General features: G+C 68.1%; 14 protein-coding genes. 6 read left to right on the forward strand and 8 right to left on the reverse strand.

Translation table 11 applies throughout. The features are described from left to right. Window positions 1-156 precede the first annotated feature (156 nt). Window positions 157-615: a hypothetical protein gene (locus G205_RS03665; RefSeq protein WP_009356794.1), complete on the forward strand. Its 459-nt coding sequence runs from the start codon at window positions 157-159 to the stop codon at window positions 613-615. Between the two features lie 12 nt (window positions 616-627). Here G205_RS03665 and G205_RS03670 read toward each other — a convergent pair whose 3' ends face one another. Beyond that, window positions 628-2199 (reverse strand): PucR family transcriptional regulator, encoded by a 1572-nt coding sequence (locus tag G205_RS03670; protein WP_009356795.1) that lies wholly within the window; start codon window positions 2197-2199, stop codon window positions 628-630. A 106-nt stretch (window positions 2200-2305) separates the two neighbouring features. Here G205_RS03670 and G205_RS03675 point away from each other — a divergent pair, with 106 nt between their 5' ends. The 4 genes from G205_RS03675 to G205_RS03690 all read left to right on the forward strand — a co-directional run bounded on the left by G205_RS03675 (window position 2306) and on the right by G205_RS03690 (window position 5336). Next, complete coding sequence (locus tag G205_RS03675) at window positions 2306-3844, forward strand: purine-cytosine permease family protein (RefSeq protein ID WP_009356796.1); 1539 nt, start codon at window positions 2306-2308, stop codon at window positions 3842-3844. Window positions 3845-3899: 55 nt separating this feature from the next. Continuing rightward, a complete protein-coding gene (locus G205_RS03680; protein WP_009356797.1) occupies window positions 3900-4847 on the forward strand; it encodes a polysaccharide deacetylase family protein in 948 nt (315 codons plus the stop codon). A 97-nt stretch (window positions 4848-4944) separates the two neighbouring features. Next, window positions 4945-5139 carry a hypothetical protein gene (locus tag G205_RS03685; RefSeq protein WP_009356798.1) on the forward strand — a complete coding sequence of 65 codons (195 nt, stop codon included), beginning with the start codon at window positions 4945-4947 and terminating at the stop codon, window positions 5137-5139. Next, a complete protein-coding gene (locus tag G205_RS03690) occupies window positions 5136-5336 on the forward strand; it encodes a hypothetical protein (protein WP_009356799.1) in 201 nt (66 codons plus the stop codon). The genes G205_RS03685 and G205_RS03690 overlap by 4 nt, the downstream gene beginning before the upstream one ends. A gap of 226 nt (window positions 5337-5562) precedes the next feature. On the opposite strand, the gene G205_RS03695 is transcribed toward G205_RS03690, so the two are convergent. Genes G205_RS03695 through G205_RS03715 form a run of 5 tightly spaced genes read right to left on the reverse strand, consistent with a single transcriptional unit; the run spans window position 5563 to window position 11618 of the window. After that, window positions 5563-6936: a DUF3100 domain-containing protein gene (locus G205_RS03695; RefSeq protein WP_009356800.1), complete on the reverse strand. Its 1374-nt coding sequence runs from the start codon at window positions 6934-6936 to the stop codon at window positions 5563-5565. Beyond that, complete coding sequence (locus tag G205_RS03700; RefSeq protein WP_009356801.1) at window positions 6933-8159, reverse strand: M20 family metallopeptidase; 1227 nt, start codon at window positions 8157-8159, stop codon at window positions 6933-6935. Before G205_RS03700 ends, G205_RS03695 begins: the two co-directional genes overlap by 4 nt. A gap of 30 nt (window positions 8160-8189) precedes the next feature. Then, window positions 8190-9737: an aldehyde dehydrogenase family protein gene (locus G205_RS03705; protein ID WP_009356802.1), complete on the reverse strand. Its 1548-nt coding sequence runs from the start codon at window positions 9735-9737 to the stop codon at window positions 8190-8192. 32 nt (window positions 9738-9769) lie between these two features. Next, window positions 9770-10681: an NAD(P)-dependent oxidoreductase gene (locus G205_RS03710; protein WP_009356803.1), complete on the reverse strand. Its 912-nt coding sequence runs from the start codon at window positions 10679-10681 to the stop codon at window positions 9770-9772. A 31-nt stretch (window positions 10682-10712) separates the two neighbouring features. Next, window positions 10713-11618, reverse strand: a complete 906-nt coding sequence (locus tag G205_RS03715) for a MurR/RpiR family transcriptional regulator (protein WP_009356804.1) — start codon at window positions 11616-11618, stop codon at window positions 10713-10715. A 148-nt stretch (window positions 11619-11766) separates the two neighbouring features. On the opposite strand from G205_RS03715, the gene G205_RS03720 reads away from it, so the two are divergent. Further along, on the forward strand, window positions 11767-12405 hold the full coding sequence (locus G205_RS03720) for a GOLPH3/VPS74 family protein (protein WP_009356805.1): 639 nt from the start codon (window positions 11767-11769) through the stop codon (window positions 12403-12405). Between the two features lie 109 nt (window positions 12406-12514). Here G205_RS03720 and G205_RS03725 read toward each other — a convergent pair whose 3' ends face one another. Beyond that, on the reverse strand, window positions 12515-12937 hold the full coding sequence (locus tag G205_RS03725) for a universal stress protein (RefSeq protein WP_009356806.1): 423 nt from the start codon (window positions 12935-12937) through the stop codon (window positions 12515-12517). A gap of 116 nt (window positions 12938-13053) precedes the next feature. After that, window positions 13054-14119 (reverse strand): HNH endonuclease (locus G205_RS03730; protein WP_235046770.1); only part of this gene is annotated, 1066 nt, incomplete at its 5' end.

The raw sequence follows: 14119 nt of genomic DNA on the forward strand, positions 1-14119 counted from the left end.
CGCGACTGTTCCCCTATATGGGACCCGGCTTCTGTCCCGACATCCGGGCAGATGCATCACATGGATTTCTTCCATTAAGCAATCACACGACGGGCTCCGGCAGTTGGATCGTGAGCCGCGCAAGGGCCCGCCCAAGGTCTGAAAGGTCGTGGAGCAATGGCCGCCCTCAAGAATTTGGCCGTTCCAGTACTAACCATCGGGGCTCTCGCCCTCGGCGCCGGACCCGCGGGGGCCGATGTTCCGGAACCCTTCACAATAACGGAGACGATTGACTTCGAGGCGGAGGAGTTTTCGTTCATCGCGACGGGAAGCCTGTGCCCGTCGGGAACCTTTGAAGACGAGGTAAAAACTTTTGCCGCCGATAAGGGTAACTCGGGCAGGCTTGTGCTTCTGATCAGGACGGAATACATCTGCGACGACGGAAGCGGCTCGTTCGATGCCCTGAAGCACGTCATTATTACCTTCACCGGCGAAGACTCGTCCACGAGCTCCGGACCCATCAGCCTGAAGGGCGGCACAGGGGATTACGTAGGCCTGGCAGGACACGGAGTCGATGTCGGTCAAGCTGAGGGTGGACTTGGACTCGGTGAAATCTCGGGTGTTCTGGTTCGCTAAGGGAGGGTTTGACTAGGGCAGGCCGGCCATCCGCACCGCCAGGTGGAGTGCCGCCAGCCTGCCCGTGCCGCGCGGATCGCCGCCGCACAGCTCGAAGATCCGCTGCAGCCGGTGGTGCATCGACTGCCGTTCCAGGTGCAGCTCGCGTGCGGACTGCGCAGTGTTGCAGCCGGAGTCCAGCCACACCTGCAGGGTCTCCAGCAGCTGCGACTGGCGCTGTGCATCATGGTCCAGGATGGCGCGCAGCTGCCGGTTCACGAACGCGTCCCGCGCGGATGCGTTGATCCCCTTCAACGCGAGGCTCTCCACGGCGGTGTCCTCGGCATCCAGCACCACCAGGCCGTGGGACGGGTGGCGCCTGCGTGCTGAGGCGTTCCGGCGCCGGATCTGGCGGACATCCAGGGCGCGGCGGGCTTCTGCCAGCGACCAGGCAGCTTCGGCCACCCCGGCCGCCGGCGGGCCCACGGCAATCGTGGCATCGTGGTCGCCGTCCAGCCCCTGCAGGGACTCCAGGAGCTTCCGCCGTTCGCCCGCGGTATCGGTTCCGGGCAGGGCCATCATCACCACCAGCTCCGCGTCATCCTGGTAGGCGGCACTGGGAATCCGGCTGGAGCTCAGGAACGATTCGATGGCGCGGCGGAGCTTCTGCGGCGCCGCCGCGTGGATGGCGGCCACCACGGCAGGGGAATCCGGCGGGAACCCGGCCCCCGGAGCCAGCTGCTCCAGCCGCCAGGCCGGCGCTGCGGTCAGGACGGCCCGCATGAGTTCCGCCCCGGCCTGGGCGTGGAGCCCGGGAGGGGTGTGCTGCAGCAGTGCCAGGCCCAGGATGTCCACGGCGCGGTCACCGGCCACCCGGGCCAGCCCGGCATCCACACCGGCCGGGATCTCGATCTCGAGCCGGCCCATCAGCACGCCGCGCACGGGGATGTCCACGTTGATCTTCGTCCTTGCGGCCGTGTCCGTCACGGGGTCCTGCCCGCCCGGGCTGCCGCCGCCGTCGTCGTCCTGTTTCTGCCAGCCGGCGGGGACGGCGCTGCCCAGCGCGACGCCCCACGGCGAGACGAGGCTGACGGACGAACCGATGATGCCCGCCAGCACGCCCAGGATCTGGTCCAGCGACGCACCATGGGCCAGTTCGGCAGCCATGGCGCGGGTGGCGGCGTCGGCCTGCTGCAGGTGGCCCGCGGACTCGCTCACCAGGATGGAGTTGATGGCCTGCATGACGCCGACGAACGGCACCACTTTCCGCAGCTCCACCACGGCCAGGCCGTGCTCCTGCGCCGCCTCCAGCATGGCCGGCGGGATCTCCGGCAGGACGCCGCCGGTCTCCACCGCCAGCGCGGCGATGCCGCGCTGGGCCAGGTCGCGCACGTAGGCGGCCTGCTTCTCCGGCGTTGCGGACGCCAGCGTGATGCCGCCGCACAGGAGCAGTTCGCCGCCGCGCAGCAGGGGAGCGATGTCCAGCACCTCGCTGGAGTGGACCCAGCGGACGGGCAGGTCCTCCGAAAGGCCGGCGGCGTGCACCACCGGGTCGGCGGCGGCAAGGACAGGGTGGGCGAGGATATCGCCAAGGGAGACTGACATGACATTCCGTACGGTACTAGAAGCATCTGTTAGACACATCGTATCTTGTTGCTTGTGATGGGGGCCACATAGCCTTGAAGTACTCAATCACCTCATGGAGGCTCCCATGCAAGACAAGCTTTCTTCAGCAGCGCAAAGGCGCACTGCTGCCGCAGAAACCCAGAGCACGCAAAGCCACTCCGCCGAAGACCACGAAGCCTGGCTCCAGCCCATCCCCGAGTCCGCCCGCACCCACAAGGTCTCCGGCCAGTTCTGGATCTGGGCGGGCGCCAACCTGGCACCCATCAACTGGGTGCTCGGCGCCCTCGGAATCCACCTGGGACTCGGCTTCGCGGACACCGTGACGGTCCTGGTGCTCGGCAACCTGATCGGCATGCTCCTGTTCGGCTGCTTCGTCCTCCTCGGCCAGAAGACCGGCGCCACCGGCATGGTCCTGGCCCGCGCAGCCTTCGGCCGGAGGGGGAACTACCTCCCCGCCGCCATCCAGGCCCTGCTGGTCATCGGATGGTGCGCCGTCAACACCTGGATCATCCTGGACCTGGTGATGGCCCTCTTCGGAACGCTCGGATGGGTGGACCCGGAGGCACAGAACTACGCCTGGAAGATCGCGGTTGCCACCGGCATCATGGCGGCCCAGGTGGCCATCGCCTGGTTCGGCTACAAGGCCATCGCCGCGTTCGAAAAGTGGACCGTGCCGCCCACCATCATCATCCTGGCCGTCATGTCCGCCGTTGCCTGGTTCGGCATGGAGATCAACTGGGGCTACGCCGGACCCGCCGGTGCCATCCTCGAGGGCTCCGAGCGCATCGCAGCCATGAGCGCCGTGATGACGGCCATCGGCATCGGCTGGGGCATCACCTGGTTCACCTACGCCGCCGACTACTCCCGCTTCGTCAGCACCGAAGTACCCAAGAAGAAGGTCTACCTGGCCTCGGTCCTGGGGCAGTTCATCCCGGTGGTCTGGCTCGGCATCCTGGGCGCCAGCCTGGCAACGAACAGCGGCGAGGTTGACCCCGGCAAGCTCATTGTGCAGAACTTCGGCGTTTTGGCACTGCCGGTGCTGCTGATGGTGCTCCACGGCCCCATTGCCACGAACATCCTGAACATCTACACGTTCTCCGTGGCCACGCAGGCGCTGGACATCTCCATCAGCCGGCGCAAGCTGAACCTGTTCGTCGGCGTCTTCTCGCTCATCGCCGTCATCTTCTTCATCTTCCAGGAGGACTTCGCAGCGGTCCTGGACGCCTGGCTGATCGGCCTGGTGGCCTGGGTGGCCGCCTGGGGCGGGGTCATGCTGGTGCACTACTTCTGGCTGGACAAGCGCTGGCCGGGCGATCCCGAGCGGCTGTTCGACGGCGTGGGCACCCACCGGCTCCCCGGCGTCAACTGGGCGGGCGTCACCTCCCTCCTGGCCGGCATCTTCGCCACCTGGCTGTTCATGTACGGGCTCATCCCCGTCATGCAGGGCCCCATCGCCGTTGCCCTGGGCGGCTGGGACCTGTCCTGGCTGGCAGGCGGCCTGACCAGCGCCGCCGTCTACGCGGTCCTCGGCCCCCGGGCACACGTCCGCTACATCGGCCTCAAGAGCCCGGCCGCTTCCAAGTCCGAGGGCAGCGGCACCACCGCCGTCCTTCCCGTCCCCTAACTTCCTCCGCTACTTCCGGGCGGCGCGGCTGCCGCGCCCGCCGAAAGGATCCATCGTGAACCAGCCCGCCATCGCGGACCTCCTGCATCCCGTCACCTGGCCTGAAGGTTTCAAGGCTGCCGCATCCTTCACCTTCGACGTCGATGCCGAGTCCTGCACCATCGCCCACGACCCCACCAGCACCCGGCGGATGTCGCTGATGACCCACCAGTCCTACGGGCCCAAGGTGGCGGTGCCGCGGCTCCTGCAGATCCTGGAGCGGCAGGACATCCGGGCCACGTTCTTCATCCCCGGCTTCACCGCCGAGTCCTACCCGGATGTGGTCCGCGCGATCGTGGACGGCGGGCACGAGGTGGCGCACCACGGATACCTGCACGAGCCGATGCAGGGGATCGACGCCGCTACCGAGGCCAGGTACCTTGACCGGGGCCTGGAGGCGCTCGCCAAGGTGGCGGGAATCCGTCCGGTGGGATATCGGGCGCCGTGGTGGGAACTGAACTGGCACTCACCGGGGCTGCTGGCGGACCGCGGCTTCCTCTACGATTCGAGCCTGCTCGACGGCGATGCCCCCTACCGCATGGCCGTCGCCGCGGATGATCCCCGGGACATCGTGGAGATCCCGGTGGACTGGGCCCTGGACGACTGGGAGCAGTACGCCTTCTACCCCGGGGTGACCGGCAGCGGCGTGATTGAAAGCCCGGCCAAGGTGCTGGAGATGTGGACGCTTGAGGCCGAGGCGCACCATTCCCAGGGCAGCTGCTTCGTCCTGACCAACCACCCGTTCATCTCCGGCCGGCCGTCCAAGGCCGTTGCGCTGGAGCAGCTGATCGAGCGGGTCAAGGGCATGGAGGGCATGTGGGTGACCACCATGGAGGACATTGCGCTTCACACGAAGGCAACCATTGACGCGATCCACACACACGGCCGGATCGAGGTGCCCACCTACCCGGGCGCCGGCGCCCGGCTGGAACCCGCGACAGTGCGGGAGGGCGTACTCAAGTAGGACCGCAGGAAGGTGGGCGGACGACGGCGGGTATGTCCCGGCGTCGTCCGCCTTCCTGCACCTTCCCGCCGCCCCTGCCCGGTGGGACGATGTCCCTATGCAAGAGAAACGGATTGACAGCCCGAACGACGCCGGACCGCACCTGCATGCGCACACGGCGCCCACCACGGACCAGGTACGCACTGTGGGCCAGCGCCGCCGGGAGGCGGAGGAGAAGCTGGAACAGCACCTCGAAGAGGCGCGCCATAAGGACCATCGGCACCAGGACCGGCCGGAAGGGGATCCTCAGTGAACGACCAGCCTGAAAGCACGCATGCCGAAACCCCGGAAACCATCGCGGAGGAGATTCGCGACGAAATCCGCCTGGGCCACGTCCAGGACGACGTCAGCCACGTGCTGGAGGAGCGTCTGGAGGAGGAAGGCATCGACATGCGTCCCGAGGACGTGGACGAGCTGGCCGAGGACATCGAACGGGATGCCTCAACCTGAGTACGCCCTCCTAGTATTTAAGGGCGGGCACGAAACGGCAGGGAACAACCTGGCTAGTGCGCTGGCCGTGTTGGGCGCATGGCTCCGCGAGGAGTCATACCGGTGGTCCAGGTGGCCCGCACCCCCGCCCTTTAAACCGATGCGGACGGTGGCGGGATTTCCCGCCGCCGTCCGCATGCTTTGCCGCCGCCGAAGCGGCGCGCCATGCCCTACTGCGCGCTGTGCCCTACTGCCAGAGCCCCAGCGCAAACTCGGCGATCACCGTGGAGAGCAGGAACGATGCCGTGATGGCCACCAGGCCCACGGGGATGATCTTCCAGCCGATGTTCTTCAGCAGCGGGATGTCCTTGCCGAGGGACAGGCCCGCGAGCGTCAGCATCACCGTGGCGATGGACAGGAAATCAACGGTCTTGACCGCGGCGTTAAGCGGCCCGGCCGCGAAGAACCACGGGCTGGAGATGTACGCGCCGATGGTGGTGATGAACACGATGGCCGAGATTTTCCGGGTGGCCTTGGCCAGCGCGATGCTGAGCAGCACCAGGCCCAGCATGACGGCGTATCCGGCCACGATATCCAGGCTGAAGCCCTTGGCAGCCACCGAAGCTGTGCCGATTCCGAGGACCGCCAGCACGGACAGGGACAGCCACAGCGGCAGCCGGATCGCGGCGGAGGATTCGGCGACGCGCTCGCGGAAGCGCCGGTTCTCCTCCGCCTGCGCGGCCTCGCGGTCCAGGTCCGCGGCGGTGCGTTCCGCCGGTGCGCCGGCGGTCACGGCAGCAGCCTGGCGTGCTTCCTGCTTGCGGGTCAGCGCCTTGTAGAACTTGTCGGCCAGCGGCAGGGCGATGTAGATGCCCACGTACACGCCCAGCACGGTGGTGATCAGGTTGGACACCGCGGCCATGCCCAGGATGGCCTCCTGGTCCGCCGGGTAGGCGGCCACGATGCTCGCCGCGGACGCCGCCATCATGGAACCGGAGCCCACGCCGGCGCCCATTGCCAGGGCCAGCGGATCGAAGATCTTCCAGTTGGCCACGAGGGACGTCAGCAGCGTGATGAACACGGCCCCGAAGAGCGTGCCGAACACGTACATCGCCAGCACGCCGCGATACTGGTCGGAGTCCGGCCCGTACTTCTCCGACACCATGGCGAAGGACGGCTCACGGTCCAGCGAGAAGGTGGCGCCAACCGTCGCCTTGCCCATCCGCAGCAGCACGGCCAGGGGAAGGGCCAGCGCGATGGTGCCCAGCAGGTGGCCCACCTCCTGGAGCAGCAGGGCAGGGCCCGCCTTCAGCAGGGTGGGCAGGCTCGGACCGATATTGAACGCGAGCCGCGCCACCAGCAGCAGCACGGCGACGCCCACCAGGGCAGCCGCGACGCGCTGCAGGTCAAGGCCCAGCGGCTTGAACTTCTGCACCGAGACCAGCAGACCCAGGATGAGGCCCCACACCATGGGGAAAATGATGATGGCGCCGATGCCCACGTCGATCTTTGCCTGGCCGATGAACTGGACGGCGAGGGCGATCACGAACGCCAGGGCGGCAATCGGGACCGTCAGCTTGGTACCGGCCTTGTCAATCCTGGCCGCTTTGGTGGTGCTCATGATGTGCCTTCCTGGGTGAAAGAACGACGGCGGTACGCCGCTTGGGTGAAGCGTTCACGTTGGGTGGGGGTTGAGGCGGCTCCGGCGACCGTCCAGGCCAGCGCGGTGGCTGCCTCGAACATCACGCCGTATGCCTCGGGGGTGTCTGCAAGCGCGGCAAACGCATGCGAATGGATGGGCACGTCCGCACCGGGAATGCTCAGCCAGGGGTGCAAGGAGGGGATGACCTGGGAGATGTTGCCCATGTCCGTGGATCCGCCGCCCAGTCCAGCCGACGGCGAGGTGTCTTTGCCAAACGAGGCCATTGCGCCGGTCCAGTGCGCCGCCAAGTCGTCGTCCTGCAGCAGCGGCTCGTAGAGCGGCTCGGTATCCTCGAAGACCAGCGTGGTGCCGGTGGCCAGCGCGGCGCCCTCGAAGCAGCGGCGGACGCGCTCCAGCAGGGCCCGGAACTCCGGCAGGGTGAAAGCCCGGCACTCAAACTCCACCACGGCCCGTTCGGGGATGATGTTGGTGACGTGCCCGGCTTCGGCAACGTAGCAGGCAATCCGGTGGTCACCGGGGATCTGCTGGCGGAGCAGGCCGATGGCCACCTGGCTCAGCACGGCGGCATCCGCGGCGTTCACACCCAGGTGCGGGGCCGCCGCGGCATGGGCAGCCTTGCCGGTGAACGTCGCCTTGTACCGGCCAACCGCCTGCGCGCTGGTGCCGGCCGGGTTGTAGGTGACCCCGTCCTGGACGGGGTGGACCATCAAAGCCAGCCCGACGCCGTCGAACACCCCGCGTTCCAGCATCAGCGCTTTGCCGCCGCCGTGTTCCTCGGCGGGCGTGCCGATGGCCTTCAGCGTGATGCCGAGTTCATCCACGAACGGCCGCAGCGCAAGGGCTGCGCCCACCGACGCGCCGGCAATCAGGTTGTGCCCGCAGGCATGCCCGATGTTCGGCAGTGCGTCGTACTCCACGCACAGCGCCACGATGAGGCCGCCGGTCCCGGCGCTCGCCGTGAAGGCCGTGGGCAGCCCGCCGGTGCCGCGTTCCACCTCGAAGCCGCCCTCTTCCAGGAGGGAGGCGATGGCAGCGGAGGAGCGGACCTCCTCGAACGAGATTTCCTTCAGCGCGTGGATTTCCCTCGCCACCGCCTGCACCCGCGGTTTCCAGCGTTCGACGCCGTCCGCCAGGGCGGTCCGCAGGGCGCCCAGTGCGGGGGTTGTGTCAGTCAGTTCCATAAAAGCGCCTGCCTGTTCTGTTCGGGGGCTCTAGTAGGACAGCGACGGGAACGGGGAACCTGCCGCGCGGGTGGGCACCCAGATGGCCTTGGTCTGGGTGTATTCATCCAGCACGCCGGGCCCGGAGGAGCGGCCGTGGCCGGAATCGCCGAAGCCGCCGAACGGGACCGCCACGTGGATGGTCTTGTACGAGTTGATCCAGAACGTGCCGGCCTTTACCTCGCGGGCCACGTGGTGGGCGCGGGAAACGTCTGAGGTCCATACCGCGCCGGCAAGGCCGAAATTGGTGTTGTTGGCCCGGGCGATCGCCTCGGCTTCGGTGTCGAAGGCGTCCGCCCCCACCACGGGACCGAACACCTCAGTGGTTTCGAGCCGGTTCGCGGGCGTCACGCCGTCCAGCAGCGTGGGCATCACCCAGTGCCCGCCGGCCAGACCGGACCCGGCCAGCTCCTTCGGCAGCGTCGCCCCGGTGACCCGGCGGCCGCCGTCCGTCATTCCTGCCTGGATGAGCGAGGTGACGGTGGCGAACTGCTGGGCGGTGATGATGGGTCCCACCTCGGTGTCGGCGTGGAGCGGGTCGCCCACGCGCAGCCGGGCTGCCTTGGCGGCCACCATGTCGACGAACTGGGCGTGCACGCTCCGCTCCACCAGCAGGCGCGACCCCGCCACGCAGGACTGCCCCGCCCCGGAGAAGATGGCCGAGATGGCACCGTCGGCCGCCCGGTCCAGGTCCGCGTCTGCGAAGACGATGTTGGCGCTCTTGCCGCCGAGTTCCAGCAGTGCGGGGATCCCTGCCTGTGCGGCGGCGACCGCCACGCGGCGTCCTGTGGGAACGGAGCCGATGAAGCTGACCTTGCCCACACGCCGGTCCGTGGTCAGGGTTGCGCCCACCGTATGGCCAAGCCCGGCCGCAACGTTGAATACACCGGCGGGCAGACCGGCGCCGTGCGCGATCTGGGCGAGCCGGACAGAGGAGGCAGGGGTGAATTCGCTGGGCTTGATGATGACCGCGTTGCCGGCGGCCAGCGGCGCGGCGGAGTTCCACCCGGCCGTGAACATCGGGGCGTTCCACGGTGTGATGGCAACGACGACGCCCCACGGCACCCGCTCCGTGTAGGTGTGCCAGTTGCCGGGGACGGGGATGGTCTGGCCGGTGAGCTTGTCCGCCCAGCCCGAGTAGTAGCCGAACATTTCGGCGACCTTCGCTGCTTCCACGCGGGCGTCGCGGATGGGTTTGCCGGTGGTGGCCGATTCCAGGATGGCCAGTTCCTCCGCGTGGTCCTCGACGGCGCGGCTGACATTGCGCAGGATGGCCGCCCGCTCGAAGCCGCTCATCGCGCCCCAGGTGGCGGCGCCCGCCGTCGCGCTTTCCAGGATGGCTTCGGCGCCCTCGGCGCCGGCATCCGCGAAGGTGGCGAAGGCTTCGCCGGTAGCTGCGGCGGTGAGGGTGATGTTGTCGCCGCTGCCAGCCAGGACCCGGCCGTCGACGAATGAACCGAGGCCGGCGGGGAACGCGGCGTCCAGGACCGCCTTGGCGGTGGCTGCCGAGGACGACGTGGGTGCTGTGGTGATGGTCAAGATGGGGGTTCCTTAGGTGGTGTGCGCCTAGGTCAGGCGGCGGGGGGTGGTGTCCGGGGCCCCGCGGGCGTGACGGCAGGGGCAACGGTGCGGGCGATTTCGGTGAAGTCGGCGCGCGGGCCGAGGATGGCCAGGGCTTCCTGCCATTGGTTGGCGACGGCGGCCAGCAGCGACGGTGTTTCGCCGATCTGCGCGGCGACGTCCACCGCGAGGGCCGCGTCCCGGGCCATCAGGCCCATCGAGAAGCCGGAATCATGGGTGCCGGTGAGGACCCAGTTGGGGTACATGGCGGCGGAGACCTTGCTGCCGCCGGAGGCTTCGCTGATGCTGGCCGCGGCTTTGACCGGATCGATGCCGTAGGCCTTGGCCACGCCCAGGGCCTCACCCACGGAGACCAGGTTGGCCGCCGCCAGGACGTTGTTAAGGAGTTTGACCACGTTGCCGCTGCCAGGGCCGCCGATGTGGCTGTACTTGCCGCCGGTGAGGGCGAGCAGGACCGGTTCCGCGGCGGTGAGCGCAGCGTCGGTGGCCCCGACGAAGGCGCTCAGGGATCCGGTGGCCGCGCCGTCCCGGCCGCCCGACACGGGGGCGTCAACGAAGGCCGCCCCCTGTGCCTCGGCGAGTTCTGCCATCTTCTTGCTGGTGCCGGGTTCGGAGGTGGTGGTGTCCACGATGGCCATGGTTCCGGGTGCCGCCAGGAGCTGCGGAACGGTGGTTTCCACCATGCTGGCAGCGGGGAGGGAGAGCACCGCGTAGGGGGTTCCGGCCACGTCACCGAGGTTGGCGGTGGTGGCGATGCCGGCTGCTTCCGCTGCGGCGCGGGCGGCGTCGAAGGGATCGAACCCGGTGACCTCCCAGCCTGCCTTGTGCAGGGTCGAGGCCATCGCTCCGCCCATGGCGCCGAGGCCGATGACGGCGATCCGCCGGGTGTTCGAGTGGTTCATGAAGGTACTCCTGGAAGTCTTGGTAGCGGTGTCAGTCGAGGTAGATGTCAAGGTCTTTCCACAGCTGCTGGGTGCGCCGGATGGCTGCGCGGCTCCGCTCCGGATGCGCCGCCTCCATCCCGGCGAGCAGGCCGTAGACCAGGGAGTTCGCGGCGGTGACGGACTGGAAGAAGGAGATCCCTTCGGAAGCGACCACCAGGAGGTGGTCCGCCGCCGCCGCCAGCCGGCCGCGGCGCATGTCGCTGATGGCGATGACCGTGGCACCGGCCTGCTTGGCGGCTTCGGCGGCCAGGATGATCTGCTTGACGGAGCGCCACATGTTGATGACCACCAGCACGTCGCCCTTGCCCAGCGTGTTGGTGCTGGACGCCAGGTGCACGCCGCCGCGGTTTTCGAGGGAGATGGGGTAGCCCATGGTGGCGCCGAGGTGGGCCATCACGCTGGCGGGGCCGGCAAACGAGCCAATTCCGACGACGGTGATGGACCGGGCGGCGGCCATCGCCGCAATGGCGGCCTCGGCGTCGCCCGCGGTATTGGAGTCGAGCGTCAGGCGGAGGTTTTCGATGTCGTGGTTCAGGGCATCATGGAGCGGGCTGCGGTGCTCGCCGTGTTCGGTGAGCGTGTCCTCGGTGGAGATCATCACCAGGTACCGGGAACGCAGCTCCCGCTGCAAGTCCGGCCAGCCGCGGTAGCCCAGGTGCTGGGCGGCCCGGACCACGGTGGAGCTGTTGACGTCCGCGCGCTTCGCGATCTCGGCGATGTCAGCGTACGAGGAGAGCTGGGGATTGCGGGCGATCACCTCCACCACCCGGCTTTGGGATTTGGTCAGCGGAACGTCCGGAAGCGCGTCGCCAAGCCAGGCCTGGGAGCTGTCGCCGGAACCGGAAGTTCCTGCGTCGGCTTCGGCGGCTTCCACTGCTGCGGCATTCGAGTTCAAGGACAGAACCTGTTTCTTGTAACGCAGATCACTCTGCAAGCTGAATTGCATTAAATGTACTCTGCAATTCTTATTGCGGCTAGTGGTATTGGTTTCGGCGTTGTAAAACTTCGTTGTGGGAAGCGTCCGGCAGCGGGACCATGGACGTATGGATGCTCAAACTCCAAAGGCCTGGGACCTGAGCCTTCCCCAGGCGTTCCTTCTCTTGGCTACCAACGACACCGACGGTGAGCCCGAGGTGCCGCAGCCCGTCCTCCAGGCCGGCGTGGCCGGGGCGATCCTGGCCGAGCTCGAACTGCTCGGCGCCATCGAACTGCGGGGCAAGCACGTCTGGACCACCGGCGTGGACGTGGACTCCGACTACCGGGAGCAGTTGGAACTCATCCGCCACAAGGCACGGCCGCACACGCCCAAGCGCTGGGTGTCCATCCTGGAGAGCCGTGCCGAGGTGCACCGGATCTATGAGGGTATGGCCGTGCGCGGCATCGTGGACCACGTGGGCGAAAAGCACCTTGGCCTGTTCCGCACCACCCGGTACCCGGAGAAGGACCACGCCCCGGAGGCGGCTTTGCTCAAAAACATCAGCGAGGCCCTGCACGGCGGCGGGGCCGATGCCCGCACCAACGCCCTGACTGCACTGGCATCAGTGACCGGGCTCCTGGACAGGCTGTTCCCGGACGCCGATCGCAGCCGGGCCAGGGAACTGGCCGCCGATCATTGGCCCTCCCATGCCGTAGCTGAGGAAATCCGCATGATCAGGGTGGTGGAAGCGGAAGCCGCAAGCTAGGGGCTGACGGATTTCCCCAAAGCAAAGGCGGACGGCGGCGGAAGATTTCCGCGGCCGTCCGCCTTTTACGTGTAGCTAAGGCTCTGGCCCCAAATGTGGGGCACCGTGCCTAGTCGTCGTAGGTGTTGGCGATATAGACGTCGCACGGGGCGTTGTGCGCCACGCTGTTGGCCACGCTGCCCAGGAGCCGGCCGATGCCGCGCATCCTCCGGTTGCCCACCACGATCAACCTGGCGTCCAGCCGGATGGCTTCCTTGATCAGCGAGTCGGCAGGCTTGCCGCGCGCCGCGAAGTGGGTGACCTGGACGTTCGGCCTGGACGCGGCCAGCGACTCGGCGACGTGCTGGGCGCTGTCTCCGCTGTAGACGGTCACCCGGTCCGACCCCGCACCGAAGGTCTCGGCATTCTCGGATTCAAACCCGGTCACGACGTGGAGCGATGCACCCAGCGATTCAGCCAGGTCCAGCGCCACTTCCGCCGCTTTCCGCGCCGACGCGCTGGCGTCCACGCCTACAACTACTACTCCACTCATACAGTTGCCTCTTTTGCTCGCTCGTTGTGTTGGCTGGCGTTCGTCCCCGTGCCCGACCTTACTAGAGGACGGCCACCAGGCAACGGATCACAGAGGTATGGCCTGCGGCCCGAAGGTCAGGCCAGGGCCGGGCCTGGTTGGGCCGCGGGCGTCTGTTTTCGTTGCCGCCTGGACGTTGCAGCCGCAGTCCGCCGTAGCGCCCCGGGCAGCGGGGGTGCGGTTGAGTGGTAGGTGTGGCCGGTGGGGGTGCGGGTCTGTACGGTGTGCCCGAGGCCGGGAAGCCTGAGTGGTTTTGCCGACCAGCCGGGGGTTTCCTTGGTGTGGTTGCAGGCTTCGCAAAGCCCTTGGCCGTTGCCTGCGGTAGTGGTGCCTCCGTGGGCCCAGCCGAGAATGTGGTCGTGGTGGCGGATTGGCGCGTCGCAGTACGGCGTCCGGCAGGTGTCGTCCCGGACCTGGAGGAACCGTTTGAGCCCGGCGGGGAAGAGCCGCGCCCGGGAGTCCATCGCGACCAGCTCGCCCGTTTCGGGTGTGGTGTAGAGCCGGCGGATCCAGAGGGCCAGGTCCTGCCTGTCTTGGACTTCGGTACCGATGCGTTCGGTGTTGAAGAGGAGGGTGCGGGCGGTTTCGGCGGGGATGATGCCGTAGCCGGGGATCCTGGCCGGTTCGCTGTCGCCCTGGAACAGGGCCCGGTCGGTCATCACGACCTGGAGGTCGATGCCGGTGATCCCGGCCCGGGTGCCGGTGACGCGTTCGACCAGGGTGTCGGCCATGACCTGCCCCCTGGTCCGTTCGTCCCCTCCCGCCCGGGCGCCATCGGCCTCCCGGACCAGCGCGGCGTAGGCGGCCACTCCCTGGGCGACGGGCAGCAGCGCGGTCAGGTACGTCATCGCATCCGGCGCCGGCCGCAACGACACCGTCCGCTCCGTCACGGCATGCGCCGCCCGTCGCGCGACGGACCGGGGGTCACGCCGGTACGCTGCCGCGCGGACGGCGTTGATGATGGCGCGGTCCCCGGCCCCGTCCAGGGCGCCGGTGTCCGCGGCGAGTTCCTCGTCCACCGCCATGCGGTCCTCCACGGTCAGGCAGGCTGTCTCTTTCACGACCAGGGTGGTGCGCCACTCGTTCAGCTGCCCTGACCGGAACGCGGCGAACGTCCGCGGCATCCCCGTCAGCGCTTTCGCC

Origin of the sequence: Arthrobacter nitrophenolicus, from assembly GCF_000332815.1 — a bacterium.
GTDB lineage: Bacteria > Actinomycetota > Actinomycetes > Actinomycetales > Micrococcaceae > Arthrobacter > Arthrobacter nitrophenolicus.